The sequence below is a fragment of the Pantoea sp. MBD-2R genome (assembly GCF_039134845.1).
GTDB lineage: Bacteria > Pseudomonadota > Gammaproteobacteria > Enterobacterales > Enterobacteriaceae > Erwinia.
Genome location: NZ_CP152417.1, coordinates 422,289 through 442,330 on the forward strand (window position 1 = coordinate 422,289; position 20,042 = coordinate 442,330).

Annotated in this window: 17 protein-coding genes; 11 read left to right on the plus strand and 6 right to left on the minus strand. The window is 52.7% G+C overall.

Annotation, left to right across the window (positions count from 1 at the left end):
- Positions 1-624: 624 nt before the first annotated feature.
- Positions 625-2,262 (plus strand): dihydroxyacetone kinase subunit DhaK, encoded by a 1,638-nt coding sequence (locus tag AAGQ96_RS01725; protein ID WP_342754678.1) that lies wholly within the window; start codon positions 625-627, stop codon positions 2,260-2,262.
- Here AAGQ96_RS01725 and sbmA read toward each other — a convergent pair.
- Positions 2,223-3,467, minus strand: coding sequence for a peptide antibiotic transporter SbmA (gene sbmA, locus AAGQ96_RS01730; RefSeq protein ID WP_342754679.1), 1,245 nt, complete (start codon positions 3,465-3,467; stop codon positions 2,223-2,225). The two genes, AAGQ96_RS01725 and sbmA, sit on opposite strands and share 40 nt — an antisense overlap.
- Before the next feature lie 318 nt (positions 3,468-3,785).
- Here sbmA and AAGQ96_RS01735 point away from each other — a divergent pair, with 318 nt between their 5' ends.
- From AAGQ96_RS01735 to yjdN, 8 genes are all read left to right on the plus strand, one after another.
- A complete protein-coding gene (locus tag AAGQ96_RS01735) occupies positions 3,786-6,722 on the plus strand; it encodes an EAL domain-containing protein (protein ID WP_342754680.1) in 2,937 nt (978 codons plus the stop codon).
- A gap of 424 nt (positions 6,723-7,146) precedes the next feature.
- Positions 7,147-7,884, plus strand: a complete 738-nt coding sequence (locus AAGQ96_RS01740; RefSeq protein ID WP_147194188.1) for a gluconate 2-dehydrogenase subunit 3 family protein — start codon at positions 7,147-7,149, stop codon at positions 7,882-7,884.
- A 2-nt stretch (positions 7,885-7,886) separates the two neighbouring features.
- Positions 7,887-9,668 (plus strand): GMC family oxidoreductase, encoded by a 1,782-nt coding sequence (locus AAGQ96_RS01745; protein ID WP_147194190.1) that lies wholly within the window; start codon positions 7,887-7,889, stop codon positions 9,666-9,668.
- Positions 9,669-9,676: 8 nt separating this feature from the next.
- Positions 9,677-10,993 carry a cytochrome c gene (locus AAGQ96_RS01750; protein ID WP_147194192.1) on the plus strand — a complete coding sequence of 439 codons (1,317 nt, stop codon included), beginning with the start codon at positions 9,677-9,679 and terminating at the stop codon, positions 10,991-10,993.
- Positions 10,994-11,436: 443 nt separating this feature from the next.
- Complete coding sequence (locus AAGQ96_RS01755; protein WP_147194194.1) at positions 11,437-11,847, plus strand: GNAT family N-acetyltransferase; 411 nt, start codon at positions 11,437-11,439, stop codon at positions 11,845-11,847.
- Positions 11,848-11,863: 16 nt separating this feature from the next.
- The gene (locus AAGQ96_RS01760) at positions 11,864-12,547 is read left to right on the plus strand and encodes a LuxR C-terminal-related transcriptional regulator (RefSeq protein WP_147194196.1); all 684 of its coding nucleotides are present in this window, start codon (positions 11,864-11,866) and stop codon (positions 12,545-12,547) included.
- A 16-nt stretch (positions 12,548-12,563) separates the two neighbouring features.
- Positions 12,564-13,856: a cytosine permease gene (locus tag AAGQ96_RS01765; RefSeq protein ID WP_147194198.1), complete on the plus strand. Its 1,293-nt coding sequence runs from the start codon at positions 12,564-12,566 to the stop codon at positions 13,854-13,856.
- 168 nt (positions 13,857-14,024) lie between these two features.
- Positions 14,025-14,462 (plus strand): VOC family metalloprotein YjdN, encoded by a 438-nt coding sequence (gene yjdN, locus AAGQ96_RS01770; protein WP_147194200.1) that lies wholly within the window; start codon positions 14,025-14,027, stop codon positions 14,460-14,462.
- Here yjdN and AAGQ96_RS01775 read toward each other — a convergent pair whose 3' ends face one another.
- Positions 14,463-15,368: a LysR family transcriptional regulator gene (locus AAGQ96_RS01775; protein ID WP_147194202.1), complete on the minus strand. Its 906-nt coding sequence runs from the start codon at positions 15,366-15,368 to the stop codon at positions 14,463-14,465.
- Between the two features lie 98 nt (positions 15,369-15,466).
- On the opposite strand from AAGQ96_RS01775, the gene AAGQ96_RS01780 reads away from it, so the two are divergent.
- The gene (locus tag AAGQ96_RS01780; RefSeq protein ID WP_147194204.1) at positions 15,467-16,534 is read left to right on the plus strand and encodes an SDR family oxidoreductase; all 1,068 of its coding nucleotides are present in this window, start codon (positions 15,467-15,469) and stop codon (positions 16,532-16,534) included.
- Between the two features lie 276 nt (positions 16,535-16,810).
- Positions 16,811-17,590, plus strand: a complete 780-nt coding sequence (locus AAGQ96_RS01785; protein WP_147194206.1) for a Sua5/YciO/YrdC/YwlC family protein — start codon at positions 16,811-16,813, stop codon at positions 17,588-17,590.
- A gap of 15 nt (positions 17,591-17,605) precedes the next feature.
- Here the strand turns inward: AAGQ96_RS01785 and AAGQ96_RS01790 are convergent, their stop codons facing one another.
- The 4 genes from AAGQ96_RS01790 to AAGQ96_RS01805 all read right to left on the minus strand — a co-directional run bounded on the left by AAGQ96_RS01790 (position 17,606) and on the right by AAGQ96_RS01805 (position 20,013).
- A complete protein-coding gene (locus tag AAGQ96_RS01790; RefSeq protein ID WP_147194208.1) occupies positions 17,606-18,514 on the minus strand; it encodes a LysR family transcriptional regulator in 909 nt (302 codons plus the stop codon).
- Position 18,515: 1 nt separating this feature from the next.
- Positions 18,516-19,145, minus strand: a complete 630-nt coding sequence (locus AAGQ96_RS01795) for a LysE family transporter (protein ID WP_147194210.1) — start codon at positions 19,143-19,145, stop codon at positions 18,516-18,518.
- 144 nt (positions 19,146-19,289) lie between these two features.
- Entirely contained in the window at positions 19,290-19,499 is a 210-nt protein-coding gene (locus tag AAGQ96_RS01800; RefSeq protein WP_147194211.1) for a hypothetical protein, read from the minus strand.
- Positions 19,483-20,013 (minus strand): hypothetical protein, encoded by a 531-nt coding sequence (locus AAGQ96_RS01805; RefSeq protein WP_147194213.1) that lies wholly within the window; start codon positions 20,011-20,013, stop codon positions 19,483-19,485. Before AAGQ96_RS01805 ends, AAGQ96_RS01800 begins: the two co-directional genes overlap by 17 nt.
- Between the last annotated feature and the right edge of the window lie 29 nt (positions 20,014-20,042).

A 20,042-nucleotide genomic window follows, 5' to 3' on the forward strand; every position in this document is an offset into this window, starting at 1 on the left:
GGAAGACCGATCATTATTCTGCCGGGAAGGTCGCAATGGCTGGCCAAAACTGACAACCTGTGTCGAAAAAATGACAAAAAAAGGGGCCTTGCGGCCCGCTTCATGAAATGCCCTGGTGTTGGCATGAGAAATTGTTTTTATACAGACGAACCGGCCAGACTAACTTACTTAATGAGAATAATTATTATCTTAGTCTAAAACAATGCAGATTCTTTTTTGCAGGCCTGAGGGTTAATAGAAGCAACTTTATATGAAGGAGGTATGAGACTGCAATTTTAAATTTCGCAGTTTCTGGTAAATAAGATTAATACGGCAATCTTTAATTTTATAATCCTGACTAATTTTGGCCCTGATTTTCTGGACCAGGAATTCTCTTAAATAGCGCTTTTACAGGACTGCTGCGCGATAGAAGTTAAAATGATAGGATATTATTCCAGTAATGAGGGGATGTAGAGATATATTAGTTAGCGATGTCGTTAAGGATAATTCTTAATTAATTCTCCCCGCTTCAAATCCTTTCGCTTTCCGCTGGTGCGCCTTTTATGCGCGCTGCCCGGCTCATTATTCAGCTACAGTTAGTCACTCGGACGATATCACCTACTACCTGGCGGAGAAACGAGTCTTATGAGTCAGTTTTTTATGCATCAGAAAAGCGAGCTGGTCAGCGAGGCCATTGAAGGCACTTTGCTCAGTCATCCTCATCACACGCTCAGCCTGCTGGACGTCGGCCCGGATATTCGCGTGGTCGTACGTAATGACTGGGATAAATCAAAGGTGGCGCTGATTTCCGGTGGCGGCTCTGGCCACGAACCGGCGCACGTGGGCTTTGTTGGCGAGGGGATGCTGACCGCTGCTGTCTGCGGCGATATTTTTGCCTCGCCGAGCGTGGACGCTGTGCTTAGCGCCATCATCAACGTGACCGGTGAAAAAGGCTGCCTGCTGATCGTAAAAAATTACACCGGCGATCGTCTCAATTTTGGCCTGGCCGCAGAAAAAGCAAAAAAACTGGGTTTTAAGGTAGAGCTGGTGATGGTGAAAGACGATATCGCCTTGCCCGATAATCCGCAGCCGCGTGGCATTGCCGGTACCGCGCTAATCCACAAGATAGCGGGCTATGCCGCAGCAGAAGGAAAATCGTTGGAAGAGGTAGCCGCAGCGGCGAACGAAGCGATTGCGGCCACGGCAAGTATTGGTCTGGCGTTCAGCAGCTGTCATGTTCCTGGCGAGCAGCAGGATGAGCGGGTGAAAGCTGGCGAGAGCGAGCTGGGCATGGGCATCCATGGCGAACCCGGCGCTTCCACGCTCAAAACCCAGGACAGCCGCGAAATCGTGGCGCTGCTGGCGGAAAAACTGGCTGCCGGTCAGGACGACGGCAAGATCGCGCTGCTGGTTAATAATCTTGGGGGCTTTTCTTCGCTGGAAATGGCCGTACTCACCCGCGAAGCCCTGCATTCGCCGCTGGGAAAAAACGTTAAGCTGCTGATTGGTCCGGCTACGCTGGTCAGTGCGCTGGACATGAAAGGCTTTTCGCTTTCAACAATGCGTTTAACGGATTATCTGCAAACAGCGCTGCTGGCACCCGTCAAAGTGGGTGGCTGGCAGCCTGCGGTAGAAATCCAGCCGCTGAACACCATTAAAGGCGAAAAAGTTGCCCGCAGGCAGCAGGTTACGCCTTCTGACAATACTCAGACGGCAGGCGTAGTAAAAACCGTCTGCCGCACGCTGGTCGCGCTGGAAGAGGAGTTAAACCAGCTTGATGCGCGCGTTGGCGATGGCGATACCGGTTCGACCTTTGCTGCTGGCGCGGCGAAAGTCTTGAAAGCGCTGGAGGCGGGTACGCTTCCGCTCAATGAACCTTCACTGTTGCTGACGTTAATTGGCGAGGAGCTGGCGGTGGTGATGGGGGGCTCCAGCGGCGTATTGATGTCGATTATGTTTACGGCTGCCGGGCAAAAGCTGGAAGAAGGTGAGTCACTGTCACAGGCGCTGAGCTGGGGACTGGATCGCATGCAGCACTACGGCGGTGCCAAACTGGGCCATCGTACGATGATTGATGCGCTGCATCCGGCCTTTGCCGCACTGGTCGCGGGAAAAGGCGTGGCAGGGGCGGCAAGCGCCGCGAAAGAAGGTGCCGACGAAACCGCGAAGATGACGTCGGCGCAGGCTGGCCGCTCTTCCTATCTGAATAAAGAGAGCCTGAACGGGGTAAAGGATCCGGGCGCTTACGCTGTGGAACGCGTGTTTTCCGCGCTGGCTTCCTGAACCGGTTTGCCCTCAAGCGCACGCTCAAAACCGCGTAAACGTTTATAAATGGAGAGTAGCTCCACCAGCGTGGTCCAGGAGTTAATCAAATATTGAAAAGCACCACGCACTTGCTCAAAGACATTCAGGATTTGCGTCATCAGCCCGAAGGTAATCGCGCCAGCAACGATAGAAGGAAACAGCGTGACCAGGCCGAATACCGCATCAATCTGAAGATAAAGAATGCGGGCGATGTTGAAGTAGAGATAGTGAAAATAGAGGCGGAAATAGTTCTTTCTTATCGATAAAAACAGGTTTTGCACCGTCACCGGGCTGGCGCGGCGATCATCGTCCTCGCCGTAGACCAGCTCCTTACGATAAGCCGCTTCCACTCGCTGATTGCGGAAAGAAAGGCCGGGCAGCTTAATGCCCACTATCGCCAGCAAACCGGTCCCCAACACTGCCCAGGCCAGTGCGGCAATAACCAATGCATAAGGCATGCTGCCAAGTAGCGGCACGGTGGCGACGTGTTTTGACAGCGCCACCAACACCGGCAGAAAAGCAATCAGCGTCATGATGGCGTTAATCAGGCTTACGCCCATATCTTCCAGCGTGGATGAAAAACGCATGGTATCTTCCTGCACACGCTGAGACGCACCTTCAATTTTTCGCAGTTCTGGCCAGTGCGCCATGTAGTAGTTGTTCATGGCCGTGCGCCAGCGAAACACGTAGTGGCTGATAAAAAACAGGTTCAGTACATCAATGATTACCGCGATAAGTGCAATACTGAGAAATCCGACAAGCTGCTGATATAAAGAGGTAATTTTTACAGTATTGGCATGAGTTAACGCCTGCTGAAGCGTATCGTAGAAGGGTTCATACCAGGCATTTATCGCGACGCCCATCTGTACCGACAGCCATGTGGCAAAAATAATCAGCGCCGAGCCGAGCACTGACCAGCGCTGCCAGGGATGTGGGCTGAAGACAAACCAAAAGCCCGCGAACAGACCGGCTGCCAGCAAATAATAGACATAAAACGCCACTTCCGACGGCGCGATAAATCTCAGCGCATTATTGGGCAATGGCATCGTCGCCGAATGGGCGAAAGCGGAAAATTGGAAAAGCCAGTGGCTGCCGCCAGCAAACCATATCAGGATAGCGAGCAAACTCCAGCAAATGGCGGTGCTGAAAAATAGCCCGGGACGGGGGAAAAAAGATTTGAACATAAAAACTCCGCTTTTTTTGTTTTTATAACGTCATTCCCTGTTAACTGTCTCAGTGGGGTTGTTTCTGGTCGTTACCATCTTCAGGCAAAGGGTTACAATTTGCCCGGCTTCTCTGCCCGGGCACGTTTTGACTTAACCATCGAACGCGACATATCAGCGGCCAAAAGCGGCCAGAAATTATTGCTGAATATTATTTTAATCAGGCCGATAACCGGTAAAACACCTTTGGGCAGTAAGGGAATTTTCCCGAGCCGTGGCCTGTCTGCCATCCGGAGCTTCCTTTGGGGCGGCAGCACTCAACAACCAGGCGAAAAGAGAATGAACGAAAATAATGATGTGATGTACCGGTTGTTGGTGCAGAGCGTAATTGATTACGCACTTTATATGCTGACACCTGATGGCATCGTCGCGAACTGGAATGCAGGCGCCATCCGGGCCAAAGGCTATCAGCCAGAAGAGATCATCGGCAAAAATTTTGAGTGTTTCTACAGCGCCGCCGATCGGGCAAAAAATCTGCCGCAGCGTGGCCTCGCTATTGCCCGTGAAACCGGGCGTTATGAAGTGGAAGGCTGGCGCTATCGGAAAGACGGCAGCGCCTTTTGGGCACACGTAGTGATTGATGCGGTAAAGGATGATGAGGGAACGCTGATTGGCTTCGCCAAAATTACCCGGGACTGCACCGAGCAGCAGGCCAGGCTCGCCGAGCAGCGGGCGCAGGAGCAAAAATTTCGCCTGTTAGTGGAGGGCGTGACGGATTACGCCATCTATATGCTTGACCCTGAAGGCCACGTCGTTAACTGGAATGAAGGCGCAAGGCGCTCGAAAGGCTATAACGCCGACGAAATCGTCGGCAAACATTTTTCCTGTTTCTACAGCGAGAAAGATCAGCAGGCAAAACTGCCGCAGGCGAATCTGAAAACGGCTTACCGCACGGGGCGTTTCGAAGAACAGGGCTGGCGATATCGTAAAGACGGCACCTCGTTCTGGGCGCACGTGGTGATTGATGCCGTGCATGATGACGACGGCAAGCTGATTGGCTACGCCAAAATCACCCGCGACTGTACCGAACAACAACGCGTGCTGCGCGAACAGCGTGAAAGAGAGCAGGTGTTCCGCCTGCTGGTTGAAGGCGTAAGCGACTACGCCATCTATATGCTCGATCCCAAAGGCAAGGTCGTAAACTGGAACGCCGGGGCTCATCGCGCCAAAGGTTATACGGCAGAAGAGATCGTCGGCAAACATTTTTCCTGCTTCTACAGCGCCCAGGATCGACTGGCCCGCACGCCGGAAACCAATCTGCACATCGCCTATACGACCGGGCGGTTTGAAGATCAGGGCTGGCGGTATCGAAAAGATGGCAGTGCCTTCTGGGCGCATGTCGTGATTGAGTCGATCTATACCGACGAGGGCAAGCTGATTGGCTATGCCAAAATTACCCGTGACTGTACAGAAGTGCGCGAGTACGAGCAGCAGATCCTGCGAGCGAAGGATTTAGCGGAGCAAAACAGCGCGCAAATGGCTTCGCTGTCGACATTTCTTGATACCATTATTGCTAATATTCCGTCCTGCGTGATTGTGGAAGATGTGGTCTCGCGGGAAGTATTGCTGCTGAATAACAAAGCGGAACAGCTGCTCGGCCTGAAAATAAAAGAGGTAAAAGGCAAAATGCTGGTCGACTGCATGCCTTCAGAGCTCAGCAGCTATTTTGCGCAGCTCGCCACGGCAGCCCAGCGTAATGAAGGCGTACATCGCAATGAGCAGCTGTTACGCACCCGCGGTGGTGAGAAAATCATTAATGCCTCTGCTTCGCTGATTCACGGCAACGATGCGCGCACCAATTACGTTTTGCTGATTGCGGATGACGTTACCGATCAGCGGGCGGCCGATGCCCGTATTCACCATATGGCGCATCACGATAACCTGACCAGCCTGCCAAACCGCGTGCTGTTTAGCCAGCGCCTGAATGAAGCGCTGCGTACTGATTTTGATACCAGTAAAATCACCGCCGCCCTCTGTCTGGATCTGGATAATTTTAAAAACGTCAATGATGCGCTGGGCCATCAGGTGGGTGACGATCTGCTGCGTGCGGTTGCAGGCCGTCTGCGTAGCGCGCTACGTGAACAGGATACGCTGGCTCGTAACGGTGGCGATGAATTCTCCGTGGTGCTGCCTGGCCTGACGCATCAGGATGAAGCCGAAGCGGTGGCGCAGCGCCTGATTGAAGTTATCCGGCCGTCGTTCAATGTGGATGGTCACAACCTGTCGGTTGGGTTGAGCATCGGTATTTCCCTTGCTGCGGGCGGTTTGACCTCGCCTGACGAACTGCTGCGCTGCGCGGATATGGCGCTGTACGAAGCCAAACGCAACGGCCGCAATCGCTTCGAGCATTTCTCGCATGAAATGGGCGAGGCGGCCAGCAAGCGTCGGATGATTGAGACCGACCTGCGTGAAGCGATGACCAACCGCCATCTTAAACTGTATTACCAGCCGATCACGAACGGTCAGGGCTACGACATTATCGGCTATGAGGCGCTGATGCGCTGGCATCACCCCAAGCAGGGGCTGATTATGCCGCTGGATTTTATTCCCGTGGCGGAGGAAACCGGTCTGATTCATACGCTGGGTGCTTTTGCACTGTATGAGGCCTGCCGGGAAGCCTCTACCTGGCCAGAAGACCAGAGCGTGGCGGTGAATCTTTCACCGTTGCAGTTCAAGAACAGTTCACTGGTATCCGTCGTGGAAGCCGCACTAAAGGATTCCGGCCTGTCGCCGCACCGTCTGGAAGTGGAGATCACCGAGTCGGTGCTGTTGGATAATACCCGGGTTAATATTCGTACCTTGCAAAAGCTGAAAACGCTCGGCGTGCGCATTGCGCTGGATGATTTCGGCACCGGCTATTCGTCATTAAGCTATCTGCGTTCGTTCCCGTTCGACAAAATCAAAATCGACAAGTCGTTTATTAACGATATGAAAGACAGCCGTGAAGCGTTGGCGATCATCCGGGCGATTACCGGGATGAGCCGCAGCCTGGATATTCAAATCACGGCGGAAGGTGTAGAAAGCAGTGAACAGTTCGAACAGCTGAAAATTGAGGGCTGTACCCTGTTTCAGGGCTACTATTTTGGCCGTCCGCAGCCATCAGAAACACGATTAAAGCTGTTTGATTCCCCGCAGGGCATGAATGAGGAGGCTTCTTTATCTACCAGTTTGGTTGCTGTCACTCCTCAGCCTGGAAAGAACGGGGTTGTGCTGTAGAAGTAAAGGGGTAATTCAGGGCCATAATTTACTGCATTTTGGCCCTGAAGCTTTTCCGGCACTGGAAAGTACGATCGATAAAGAAAAATCCATCCTGTTCAATCGAGCTGGCTAATCTCTGATAAGCATTTTCGTCAGGCATAACTATACTAAAAAAATTGCCATTTTTTATTTTCAACTGGCCCTGAATCGGTAATTTGGCTTTAGCGAAGAGAACGTTTTGTAAAATCATTAATTGTTAATGAATTTGTGCCATTTTGTTTCTTAGTGCTCAAATTTTGCAAAAAGACCTGTTAAAATGCCGGATATTGTTACCGGTAACATTGATCCGGATCAAAATACCCGCTTTTCATAACAAAAACAGTAGCGCAACCGTGAACCCTTAACCGCTTTTTGACCAGGCGAAGTTTAAGAAGGCAATGTAATGTCGAAAGAAAAAACTGGAAGTTCCCGCCGGGACTTTCTGCTGAAAACGATCGCGATAGCACCTGCAATGGCGATCGGGACGAGCGGAATTGGCGCGCTCACCGCAGCGGCGCCAGCTGGCGCAAAAGAGACCCCGCCTGCCGGCCCGCAAAAAGCCCGTGACTATCAGCCCACCTGGTTTACACCAGAAGAATACGCTTTTGTTCAGGCTGCCGTCGCGCGTTTGATCCCTGCCGACGATCGTGGCCCGGGCGCGCTGGAAGCAGGCGTGCCTGAATATATCGATCGCCAGATGAACACCCCTTATGCCACCGGCTCTAACTGGTATATGCAGGGGCCTTTCCACCCGGATGCGGATAAGGCGTTGGGCTATCAGCTGCCGCTGGTGCCGCGCGATATTTATCGTCTTGGCCTTGCCGATGCCGATGCCGTGGCAAAAGCGCAGCACGGCAAGGTGTTTGCTCAGCTGACTCAGGAGCAGCAGGATGCGCTGCTTCAGGCTTTTGAAGCGGGCAGCGTGGAATTCAAACAGGTTCCGGCGAAAGTCTTTTTCACTTTCCTGCTGCAAAACACCCGTGAAGGTTTCTTCAGCGATCCTATCCACGGCGGTAATCAGGGCATGGTCGGCTGGACGCTGATTAACTTCCCTGGCGCACGCGCTGATTTTATGGACTGGGTTGAGCGTGGCGAGCGTTATCCGTTCCCACCGGTATCGATTCGTGGGGAAAGAGCATAAGCATGGCAAACGAAATGAAAAAAGTGGATGCGGTGATCGTCGGCTTCGGCTGGGCGGGATCGATCATGGCCAAAGAGCTGACTGAAGCGGGCCTGAACGTGGTTGCGCTGGAACGCGGCCCGCACCGTGATACCTATCCTGATGGCGCTTATCCGCAGGTTATCGACGAACTCACCTATAACATCCGTAAAAAGCTGTTCCAGGATCTGTCGAAAAGCACCGTCACCATTCGCCACAACTCGGCGCAAACCGCTCAGCCATATCGTCAACTGGCGGCGTTCTTACCAGGCACCGGCACCGGTGGCGCAGGCCTGCACTGGTCGGGCGTGCATTTCCGTGTCGATCCTATCGAACTGCGGATGCGCAGCCATTACGAAGAGCGCTACGGCAAAAAATTTATTCCTGAAGGCATGACGATTCAGGACTTTGGCGTGACTTACGACGAGCTGGAACCGTTTTTCGATAAGGCCGAAAAAGTTTTCGGGACGTCCGGTTCCGAGTGGAGCGTGAAAGGCAAGGTCATCGGGCAGGGCAAAGGCAATCCGTTTGCGCCAGACCGCTCCGATAAATTCCCGCTGCCCGCGCAAAAACGCACTTATTCCGCACAGCTGTTTGCCCAGGCAGCAGAATCGATTGGCTATCATCCTTACGATCTGCCTTCCGCCAACACGTCTGGCCCGTACACCAACACCTACGGCGCGCAGATGGGGCCGTGCAACTTCTGCGGTTATTGTAGCGGCTACGCCTGCTACATGTATTCCAAAGCATCACCGAACGTTAACGTGCTGCCAGCGCTGCGTCAGGAAGCGAAGTTTGAACTGCGTGAAAACGCCAACGTGCTGCGCGTTAACCTGACCGCTGATAAAAAACGCGCAACGGGCGTGACCTACGTCGACGCGCTGGGACGTCAGATTGAGCAGCCTGCCGATCTGGTTATCCTCTCGGCGTTCCAGTTCCATAACGTGCACCTGATGCTGCTTTCCGGTATTGGCAAGCCGTATGACCCGGTTACCAACGAAGGCACGGTAGGTCGTAACTTCGCCTATCAGAACATCTCCACCATTAAAGCCTTCTTTGATAAAGACGTCTTCACCAACAACTTTATCGGTGCGGGCGGCGCAGGCGTGGGCGTGGATGACTTCAACGCCGACAACTTCGATCACGGCAAATATGGCTTCGTTGGCGGTTCGCCGATGTGGGTAAACCAGGCCGGCGTGAAGCCAATCTCCGGTCTGCCAACGCCTCCGGGCACGCCAAACTGGGGCAGCAAATGGAAAGCGGCAGTGGCCGATCACTATACGCATCATGTTTCAATGGATGCTCACGGCGCACACCAGTCCTATCGCAATAACTATCTGGATCTCGACCCGAACTACAAGGATGCTTTCGGCCAGCCGCTGCTGCGCATGACGTTCGACTGGCAGGAAAACGACATCAAAATGTCGCAGTTTATGCACGGCCGGATGCACAAAATCGCTGAAGCGATGAATCCCAAGCTGATTAGCGGCGCACCTAAGATGCCAGGCGCACATTTTGACACCACCGTTTATCAAACCACGCATATGAACGGCGGCGCAATCATGGGTGAAGATCCGAAAACCAGCGCGGTGAACCGCTATCTGCAAAGCTGGGATGTGCCAAACGTCTTTGTTCCGGGCGCATCCGCCTTCCCACAAGGTTTGGGCTATAACCCAACCGGCATGGTGGCGGCGTTGACTTACTGGTCAGCCAAAGCGATTCGTGAACAGTATCTGAAAAACCCCGGTCCGTTGGTGCAGGCATAAGGATATCCATGATGAAAATGATGATCCCTGCCCTGTTACTGGGCATGACCACCTTTGCCGCCGTGGCGGACGAGAGCGGTGCTGAGCAGATCAAGCGCGGCGAATACCTGGCGCGAGCCGGTGACTGCGTGGCTTGTCATACTAAAATGGGTGGCAAGCCCTTTGCTGGCGGCCTGTCGATGGCAACCCCGATTGGCAATATTTACTCCACCAACATCACGCCGGACAAGAAAACCGGGATTGGCGATTACAGCTACGACGATTTCCAGAAAGCGGTTCGTCATGGCATCGCGAAGAATGGCGACACGCTTTATCCGGCCATGCCTTATCCTTCTTATGCCGTGGTGAGCGATGAAGATATGCAGGCGCTGTATGCCTGGTTTATGCATGGCGTGCAGCCGGTTGAGCAGGCTAACCAGAAGAGCGACATTCCGTGGCCGCTGTCGATGCGCTGGCCGCTGGCCATCTGGCGTGGCATGTTTGCGCCAGACGTGAAAGCTTTCCAGCCGGTGAAAGGCCAGGATGCGGTGCTGGCGCGCGGTCAGTATCTGGTGGAAGGTTTGGGCCACTGCGGTGCCTGCCATACGCCGCGTAGCCTGACTATGCAGGAAAAAGCGCTGAACGACAGCGAAGGCAGCGATTATCTTTCCGGCAGCAACGCGCCGATTGATGGCTGGACGGCGAACAACCTGCGCGGCGACAGCCGTGACGGACTTGGCCGCTGGAGCGAAGACGATTTGGTGCAGTTCCTGCGCATGGGCCGCAACGATCATACCGCCGTGTTTGGCGGCATGACGGAAGTCGTCCAGCACAGCTTGCAGCATCTGAGCGCAGAAGATGCGACGGCAATTGCGCGTTATCTGAAGTCACTGGGTGCACGCGATCCTAATCAGGTTGGTTTCACCCAGGACGATACGGTTGCCAAAGCCTTGTGGAAAGGCGACGACAGCAAGCCGGGCGCGTCGGTGTATGTCGACAGCTGCGGTGCCTGCCATAAAACTGACGGCAGCGGCTACAAGCGTTTCTTCCCGGAACTGCGTGGCAACCCGGTCGTGCTGGCCGAAGATCCAACGTCACTGATCCATATCGTGCTTAGCGGGGCGACGCTGCCCGGCGTGAAGGGTGCGCCTTCTGCTGTCACCATGCCGGCCTTTGGCTGGCGGCTGAACGACCAGCAGGTTGCGGATGTGGTTAACTTTATCCGTACCAGCTGGGGCAATACGGCGAAAGCTCAGGTCAGCGCCAGCGACGTCGCGAAAGCGCGTAAAAACGTGGCGGGTGAACAGGGCAATGTCGATATTGAGAAACTGACTGAAGTGAAATAATGTTGAATACGGCCAGTTTACTGGCCGTATTTTCTCATCCATTCTGAGATATTTTCCCTGCCTGACGCTGTTTTTTTCTTTTTAATGTCCCGCACTGAAATTGCCGACAGACAGGTTCATTCCATTAAGCTGTATAAACTAACAGTCTTATTTTTTTGTATATAAAAAAGAAACGCGCCAGATGGCGCGTAATTGTTGTTTTTCTGTTAACTTCTTTTATTTTTATCGGAATATAATAATAATTAATGCGTGATATTATTTCGTAGAGTTATAGTGTCCCTGGTGCTGGAAACAGACAAAAAAAACAGCATATCCGCTTTTGCTTCTCCGTTTATAATAGCGAACAATATAATCTGAATGATACGGTAGAAAACCCCCTTGAATTCCCGACGATAAAATGTTATTCGACTACGTTTGGATGGTAATTTAATAACGGAGCAGTAATGAAAATCGTTGTAACGGATACGCCTGCTGAACAGGATGAGCAATTTGTTATTGACAGCCTGTGGCAGCACAACAGTCAATTTGATGATGTGGATATAACGCCGCTTTTCCTCACGTTGCGAGATGATGACAATCAGATTTATGGCGGGTTGGTGGCCAGAACCTGGTGGCAGGGACTGGAAATACAATATTTGTGGATCGGTGAACAGGAGCGGGGGAAGGGCAGAGGAAACCAGCTGATGCTTAAGGCAGAAGAGGTTGCAAAAGCACGAGGATGCCAGATGGCGTACGTAGATACCTTTGATTTCCAGGCAAAGGGTTTTTATGAAAAACTGGGCTATCAGGCTTATGGCAGCATGGATGGCTACCTTGGAAAACATACACGCTATTATCTGAAAAAAGCGTTTTAATAAAAACGGAAAAAGTATGTCGCAGGACGATAAGTATAGTTACTTCCGGGGTTTTATTTCCATGATGGAGCATCTTAGCGAGCCATGGGGAATCAAGGACCTTGAGTCAAGACATCTCTATATGAATAAGGCGGCATACTTATATACGCATACGCCCGTCACCTTCTCTGTTGAGGGCGCGCTGGATCAGGATTTCCCGGCCAAATGGGCAGAATGCTCGGAAGATTTACAGGAGCACGATCGCCGCACAGAAGAGGCGCAGGATCGTGTCACCGTGATTGAAACCCATTATTGGTACGGATTAGAGAGCCTTTCCCCTTATGTCAGCGAAAAACTACCCGTTTTTGATAATGATGGCAACTGCATCGGAACCCTCTGGAACGCGAAGCCGCTTGATAATCTGACGCCCCTTAAGTTCCTTAATCAGAAAAAGCCCAGCGTATTGACCACCGTTACCGATAATAAAGAGTTTACCCCCGCCGAGCTTGATATTATCTTTCTGATGCTGCAACGGTATACGGCCAAAGAAATCGCCAATATTTTCGGCGCCAGCGCCAAAACAATTGAGAACCGAATATATACCATTTATCAAAAAGCCAATGTGCATTCACTAAAGCAATTTGAAGAGTACTGCGTCATCCATAACCTTGAAAACTATATCCCTGGTCGTCTTATTAAGAAAGGGATCAACTTTATCTGATACAGGCCTGATAACAATGCAAATTAATGATTTTCCTTTGAGTCGGGTGCCGGAAAGCAGCCGCGTGTCGTTTCTCAGCGTGGCTATTGTCCATATGGGCATGCTTACCGCACTCGATCAATTTATGTTGGGGGCGGTACTCGGTGACAGCATGAGTTTATCTGCCGCGCTAACCGCTATTCTGGCAGGCAGTCTGCTCTTTGGCTTAATTACCTTTGGCTTTGGTTACATCGGCATGAAAGAGGGATTGTCAGGCAGTATGCTGGCGCGCTGGTGTGGTTTTGGGCGAATCGGTTCGGCTTTTATTGGCATCGTCGTTGCAATAAGCCTGCTGGGCTGGTTTGGTATTCAGAACGCCATTTTTGCTAAATCGCTGAGCACGGCATTTTCTGACACGCTGAGTTTTCAGAGCGCGGCGACAATTTCCGGCCTGTTTTTAACCGTGCTGGTGGCCTTTGGGTTTAAAGCGCTAAGATTTACGGCGCGGATAGCCGTTCCGGTGTTTATTGCGTTAATTGCCTGGATTTCCTGGCAAACGCTGGCCACCGATCATGTTGCGGCCGTTGCGGCAACAACCGCCGGCAAAGAGATGCTGTCGGTTAATGCCGGTATCACACTGGTGGTTGGCGGCGCTATTCTGGCCAGCTTAATGACGCCCGATCTGACGCGTTATTCAAAGCGCGGCAGCCATGTGTTGGGAATTACAGTGGCCACCATCTGCCTGGGTGAATTTATCATTAATGGCCTGGCTATTTTTATTGCCCGCAAGCTTAATACCGGCGATGTGATGTCCATTATTACCATTGCTTCAGGAACGATTGGCCTGTTTGCGGTCATTTTCTCTACCCTCAGGGTAAATGATTTAAACCTCTATTCATCTGCGCTTGGCGTGATCAACGCTGTTGAAAGCACCAGTGGTTTAAAGCTTCACTACAAGCCGGTCACGCTGGCGCTGGGCATTCTGGGAACTACCTTGTCGGTGCTTGGCATTCTGGATCATTTTGTAGATTTCCTGAACCTGCTCGGGGTCATTGTTCCACCCGTGCTGGGCGTGATGCTGACGGAATATTTTTTGCTGAAGAAATACAGCCTTCCTCTCAGAGTGACAAGGCTGACAGGCACGTTACCGGAAGAGACTATTTTTAGCGGCTGGCCCGCGATTTTTGCCAGCCTGCTCGGCGGCTACGTTGGCCTGTATGTGACGTGGGGCGTCTCAACCCTTAACTCATTTTTAGTCGCCTGCGTCGGCTATATCATCCTGGAAAAACTGGCGGAAAAACTTTTTGCGAGGCGAATGAAAACGGCCTGATTTCGGGCGGATAAAGCGGAGCCATTCCGCTTTATCCTTTTTCGCTTCCTGACCAGGAAGAGACTGAAAAAAGAAAACATTGCGCTGAAAAGAGGCAGTTATCGGCTGCGTTGCTACCCTTTCCTTACTGCTTATTCTCCAGCAGCAACGATCACTCAAGGAGAGGTTATGCAAATTTCACCCTATCTGTACTTTGCGGGCAACTGTGAAGAAGCTATCGCGTTTTATCAGCAGGCGATCGATGCTCATCTGAAGGTTAAAATAACCTGGGGCGATGTCCCACCTGAAAAACAGCAGCAGCCGCAGAAGCAAAATCGTGCCAGTGGAGAAAAACCGGCGGACGACAAAATCATGCATGCCCTGCTGCAAGTCGGCGACAGCGAGCTACAGCTGAGCGATAGCGCCGAAGCAGTAAACTACACCGGTTTTGCCGTTAGTCTTTCCAGTCACGACGCCGCTGAAGGGAAAAAATGGTTCGATCGCCTTTCGGACGGCGGGACGGTGACGCTGGAATGGGAAGAGACCTTTTGGGCACTCGGCTTTGGTACGCTGACGGATAAATTCGGCATTCCATGGCGCGTTAACGTCAATAAGCCTGACGCCTGATTACATTTTTAGCCGATCCAGCGCGCTCAGCAGCGCGTTGACTTTTGGCGTCAGCTGTTTCTTACGCGGCCAGACGACGTACAGCGGTAAACCCTCTACCGCCAGTTCTGGCAGGATCGGCACCAGTTCACCGCTGGCTAGCGGCTTTTCCATCAGCCAGCTGGCCATCTGCGCCACGCCCAGGCCTGCGATGACCGCAGCAACCTGGGCTTCTCCATCGCCAAGCGCCATACGGTGCGGCACGGTTCTGGCCACCGTTCGACCATCTGGCGAGGTAACATGCCAGGGACTGATGCTACCGTCGACGCGGTAATAGACAATGGCGCGATGATCGGCCAAATCCGTCAGGGACGTTGGCGTCCCGTGGCGGGCAAGATAATCGGGAGCGGCGCAAAACAGCAGACGCTCTTTTCCCAGATAGCGATAGCCGAGCGAAGGCGGATATTCTGCCGGGCCACCAATCCGTATAGCGATATCCACGCCTTCTTCAAACAGATCGACAAAGCGATCGGAAAACGTAAGGTTGATCTGCATCTCTGGATTTTGCTGACAGAATTGCGTTATTAACGGTACGACGTGCATACGCCCGAAGGTGTTTGGCACGGCGATTTGCAATCTACCGACCGGGATGGTGCGTTGCGCTGCCAGTACCGATTCCGCTTCCGCCAGTTCACTAAGCACTCGCGTACAGGTCTCATAGAAAGCCTGTCCGGCATCGGTCAGGGCCAGGCTACGCGTTGTTCGCTCAAACAGCCTTGAGCCAAGCCGCGCTTCCAGCCGGGCAACGCTTTTACTCACCGCCGAACTGGTCAAATGCAGATGTTCAGCGGCAGCCGTAAAGCTACCGTGTTCCACGCTTGCAACAAAAGGCGTAATGCCTTTTAGCCGATCCTGGCTGCTCATGATTGATGACTCGAATTCTGAAATGTTATGAATTTATACCTGAAATAAGACTTAATTTCTCTATTAAGCTTAATGTTACTCAATATCAGTGGAGAAAAAAGATGCAACAGCGAGCACTTATTGTCGGCGTAAGCGGCGTAATTGGTACTGCACTGGCGGAAAAACTGACCGGCGACGGCTGGCAGGTTTATGGCCTTTCACGCGGACGCACCGCAGTGCCTGCGGGTTGTACGGCGCTGACGGCCGATCTGACTGATGAGGGATCCGTCCGTAAAGCGTTAGACGGCGTGAAAGTCGATAAAGTCTTTTTCAGCGTCTGGGCACGTCAGGCAAATGAAAAAGAGAATATCCGCGTTAACGGCGCGATGGTGCGCAACGTCATTGAAGCGTTGGGCGATGGCCTGAAGGGCGGGCATGTGGCGCTGGTTACAGGCCTTAAACATTACCTCGGCCCGTTTGATGCTTATGGCAAAGGCGCGGTGCCCGTAACGCCGTTCCGTGAAGAGCAGGGCCGCCAGCCGGTCGATAACTTCTACTACGCGCAGGAAGATGAAGTCTTTGCCGGTGCCGAAAAATATGGCTTCACCTGGAGCGTGCACCGTCCGCATACCATCATCGGTTTTGCGCTGGGCAACGCCATGAACATGGGCCAGACGCTGGCCGTCTATGCAAGCCTGTGCAAGCAGACCGGACAGCCCTTTGTTTTCCCTGGCTCAAAAGCCCAGTGGGAAGGCGTGACCGATATGACCGATGCACACGTATTGGCACAGCAGCTGGAATGGGCGGCAACAACCCCTTCGGCGCAGGACCAGGATTACAACGTGGTCAACGGTGACGTGTTCCGCTGGAAATGGATGTGGGGCCAGATTGCCGACTATTTCGGTATCGAAGCCGCGCCGTTCCCGGACGAAATGCAGCCGCTGGAAGGCCGCATGGATGCCGCGCCGGAGCAGTGGAAAGCGGTTGCGCAGCAGTTCAATCTTAAGGAAGCCGACATCAGCAAGCTGGTTTCCTGGTGGCATACCGACGCCGATCTGGGCCGCCCGATGGAAGTGTTTACCGACGTCAGTAAGAGCCGTAAAGCAGGCTTCACCGGCTATAAATGTACACGCGATGCTTTTGTCGAACTGTTCGATAAGCTGAAGGCGGAGCGGTTAATTCCAGGCTGATAGTCAGGATGCTGCGCATACGTGCGCAGCATGCCCGTGTCCAACAAGATCGCTCTGCATTATTTCCCTGCCCGTCGCACTCACTCACTGACGCTTTCCTGCAACAACTGTTTCCTGATGGAAACAATATGGGAATAAGTGCTTTTACTGTTGCGTTAAAAGAGGGTGAGGTTAGGATGGTTTCAACCGGTCAGCCGTCGTCACCGCAAGCGTTTCAATGCTGTGCCAGACTGAAACACTGACCAACGAAATTACCCTCTAAGATTAGGTGCGACCATGAGCAATAAAACGATTCAGTGGAACGGTGGCTTACAGCCAGAAGCAGTAGAAATCCTGTCTGCCGACGGCGGTATGATCGTTTGCCCAACCAAAGTGGGCTACATCATCATGACGTCTGATGCAAAAGGGCTGGAGCGTAAATTCGACGCCAAGCAGCGCAACCGCAACAAGCCGGGCGTGGTGCTGTGTGGTTCCCTGGATCAGTTGAAAGAGCTGGCGCAGCTGAACCCGGAAATCGAAGCGCTGTATCAGCAGCACTGGGACAAAGACGTGCTGCTGGGCTGCATCCTGCCATGGAAAGAAGAAGCCGTGGCGCGTATTCCGGAAGATGGCTCGAAAGAGCTGATGATGGATCGCCGTCAGACCAGCTGTTTCGTGATTAAATTTGGTATTCCTGGCGAAAACCTGGCAAAAGAACTGTGGGAAAACCACGGTAAATTCTCCTTTGCCAGCTCGGCTAATCCATCAGGCAAGGGCAACCGTGGCCTGGTCGAAGGCATCGGCGAGCGCATCGAATCGCAGGCCGATCTGATTATCGCGGCTAACGACTATGTGAAATCTATCCAGCCTAACGAGTCTGAAAAGACCCGCTATGAGCAGGGCGTAATGGTGGCAATGGTTGATGAGAATGGCAAACTGGTGCCGGAACAGAAAGGCGAGCGTAACATCACGCCGTGTCCGGTGCTGATCCGCAAAGGGCTGGATGTGGACAAGATCATGTCGATGATGTCGGACATCTTCACCACCTGGGATTACCGCCACGGTAACTATTACTAAATGAGAAGGGCGGAACTAGCGTTCCGCCCTTTTTTTATCTGTTCCCAATGCCTTCTGTAACTCTGCAATAAACAGCCTGACACGAGGTGACGTAAAGCCATCGTTTTTCGTCAGTATCCAGGACTGATAAACATCCATTTCCCATTCCGGCAGCACCTGGCTCAGCTTACCCGCTTTAACCGCTTCCTGTGCCACATAGTCAGGCAGATAGGCGATCCCGGTCTCTGCAATGGCCGAATTCACCAGCGCAGTACTGTTATTGGCGCGGAAACGGCTACGCACTTCAATATTCCGCGTCTGCTTATCGCGACGAAACGGCAGAGAGATCGTATGAGCCGGGCCGCGGAACAGAATAAAGTCATGGCGAGGCAAATCATCAGGCGTGGTAACAGGCGCAAAACGCTGAAGATAGTCCGGCGAGGCATATAAACCCCAGCTGATATCCATCAGCGGCTGACAGCGATCGTATTCAGGGCGATCCCGGCGGATCACGATTGCCAGATCGACATTATCGTCGATCACCGGCCGGTCGGTTAGATCCAGATCGACGCTGACGTGCAGGTTGTTTGCCACAAACTGATTCAGTACCGGCACGATACACTGGCAGCCGAACGTCACCGGCGCGACGACGCGCAGGCTACCCGTTGGCTCTTCATGCTGCTGACGGATAAACAGGTCGGCGCTTTTGATTTCACTCAGAATGCGCGCGCAGTAGTGATACCAGGTCATGCCGACGTCGGTTACGGCGATTTTGCGGGTAGTGCGCAAAAGCAGCCTGGTACCCAGCCGCACTTCCAGCGCGGAAATTTCTTTGCTGACGGAGGATTTAGAGATGCCCAGCAGCTTCGCCGCTTCGGTATAGCTCAGCGTTTCTACCACTCTGGCGAAGATGACCATCGCCTGTAAATTGGCTACGTCACGCATGTTAACGAGCAGAGATCGCCAGCGCGCTGCCGGCGAAAACGAACAGGCTGCCAATCGTCCGGTTCAGCAAACGCAGCCGCTTCTGGCTGGCAAACAGCGTCGACAAACGGCGACCGGCACAGGCATAGGCGAACATCATGCTGAGATCCAATACTGCCCAGGTGACAGCCAGCGTAGCGAACTGGATAGCGTGAGGCTGGCTGGCGTCAATAAAGTTGGGAAACAAAGCGGCGAAAAACAGCAGATCTTTTGGATTGCTGATCCCTACCATATAGCCTTTACGAAAGAGTTTCAGGCTGCCAGGCATCTCTGCGGGCTGACCGGCAAGAACCACGCTTTCCGGCGCACTTTTATCACGCCATGCGCTGATACCCAGCCAGATCAAGTAGGCCGCGCCCACCACTTTCAGCACGGTAAAAGCCGTTGTTGAAGCGGCGAGGATAGCGCCTAAACCTAATGCGGAAGCGGTCATCAGCGTCATTGCCGCCAGCACGCCGCCCGCCACTGTCGCCAGCGCACGGCGACGTCCATAGCGTAAACCGTGAGTCATGCTGAGCAGTGCCGTCGGGCCGGGGACCGCAATCAGTACGGCAATAATCCCGGTATAAGCCAGCCACAGATGAAGCGCCATAGATACTTTCCTTACGCGTGCCCGGGGGAGGATGCAGGGCGGAAAAAGAGGTTATTTCAGGTGGCGCTAGCTTAATGGCTGAACAGAGGGAAGTAAATCGTCAGCGGTGGGGTAAGGCCCGCTCGGGGCCTTTGGCGGGATTATTTATCTGGCTTTAAGCAGAGCACGACGTCCAGAACGAACGGGCGTTTTAGCATCTTTAAAATTCTTACCCGCAACCAGTCTACCGTCGACAATTTCAATCTCGCCTGTTGCTATTTTTTGCTTCACGATAACCTGAGAAGCTACTTGCATGACGAGACGCTGACGAGCCATAACTTCATTGTAAACAGTGCCTTTAGCAGATGATGGCATAACCCCTCCCGTCTGTACTCAAATTATTATATGCCCGCCAGCCATCTGGCAATATGCTCTTCGCTGGCCGGTTTTTCTTTCTTTGGGCAAATCCCAGCATTCTGTCATAAACCAGTTTAAGGTCCGTATGACGTCCGGCATCCAGATAGCTTACTGCTGCATAGAATAAATAACCACCGGGTTTTCGTTGAGTGTAGTGCTGCGTCAGCAGGGTTACTACCCTTAGAAGCGCTACAGGATTGGTATCCTTTACTTCAACGTGTTGAAAACGGCCAAAGTTGTCACCGGTTAGATCGCTGATAGCATCAAACTGGATTTCAACCATGCCATTTGGCGGGAAGAAAAATTCCGGGACATTGATATCGTAACTTTTACTGCGCATATCGGCATGACTGGTTATTTCTTTAAACACCATGACGTAGAGCTGTTCCCCGACTCTAAAGGTTCCCGCAACTAATGGATAGCCATAATAATCAATGGATTCCAGCGGCGGCGTATAAATGACGTCTTCCATGTGACCCCCTTTTTTAACTTCCTGTCAGA

Coding starts and splice junctions, on each gene's coding strand:
- AAGQ96_RS01750 (WP_147194192.1), top strand. CDS start 9,677: ATGATGAAAATGATGATCCCTGCCCTGTTACTGGGCATGACCACCTTT.
- AAGQ96_RS01805 (WP_147194213.1), bottom strand. CDS start 20,013: ATGGAAGACGTCATTTATACGCCGCCGCTGGAATCCATTGATTATTAT.
- sbmA (WP_342754679.1), bottom strand. CDS start 3,467: ATGTTCAAATCTTTTTTCCCCCGTCCCGGGCTATTTTTCAGCACCGCC.
- AAGQ96_RS01795 (WP_147194210.1), bottom strand. CDS start 19,145: ATGGCGCTTCATCTGTGGCTGGCTTATACCGGGATTATTGCCGTACTG.
- AAGQ96_RS01760 (WP_147194196.1), top strand. CDS start 11,864: ATGTCGCAGGACGATAAGTATAGTTACTTCCGGGGTTTTATTTCCATG.
- AAGQ96_RS01755 (WP_147194194.1), top strand. CDS start 11,437: ATGAAAATCGTTGTAACGGATACGCCTGCTGAACAGGATGAGCAATTT.
- AAGQ96_RS01740 (WP_147194188.1), top strand. CDS start 7,147: ATGTCGAAAGAAAAAACTGGAAGTTCCCGCCGGGACTTTCTGCTGAAA.
- AAGQ96_RS01800 (WP_147194211.1), bottom strand. CDS start 19,499: ATGCCATCATCTGCTAAAGGCACTGTTTACAATGAAGTTATGGCTCGT.
- yjdN (WP_147194200.1), top strand. CDS start 14,025: ATGCAAATTTCACCCTATCTGTACTTTGCGGGCAACTGTGAAGAAGCT.
- AAGQ96_RS01765 (WP_147194198.1), top strand. CDS start 12,564: ATGCAAATTAATGATTTTCCTTTGAGTCGGGTGCCGGAAAGCAGCCGC.
- AAGQ96_RS01735 (WP_342754680.1), top strand. CDS start 3,786: ATGAACGAAAATAATGATGTGATGTACCGGTTGTTGGTGCAGAGCGTA.
- AAGQ96_RS01785 (WP_147194206.1), top strand. CDS start 16,811: ATGAGCAATAAAACGATTCAGTGGAACGGTGGCTTACAGCCAGAAGCA.
- AAGQ96_RS01725 (WP_342754678.1), top strand. CDS start 625: ATGAGTCAGTTTTTTATGCATCAGAAAAGCGAGCTGGTCAGCGAGGCC.
- AAGQ96_RS01790 (WP_147194208.1), bottom strand. CDS start 18,514: ATGCGTGACGTAGCCAATTTACAGGCGATGGTCATCTTCGCCAGAGTG.
- AAGQ96_RS01780 (WP_147194204.1), top strand. CDS start 15,467: ATGCAACAGCGAGCACTTATTGTCGGCGTAAGCGGCGTAATTGGTACT.
- AAGQ96_RS01745 (WP_147194190.1), top strand. CDS start 7,887: ATGGCAAACGAAATGAAAAAAGTGGATGCGGTGATCGTCGGCTTCGGC.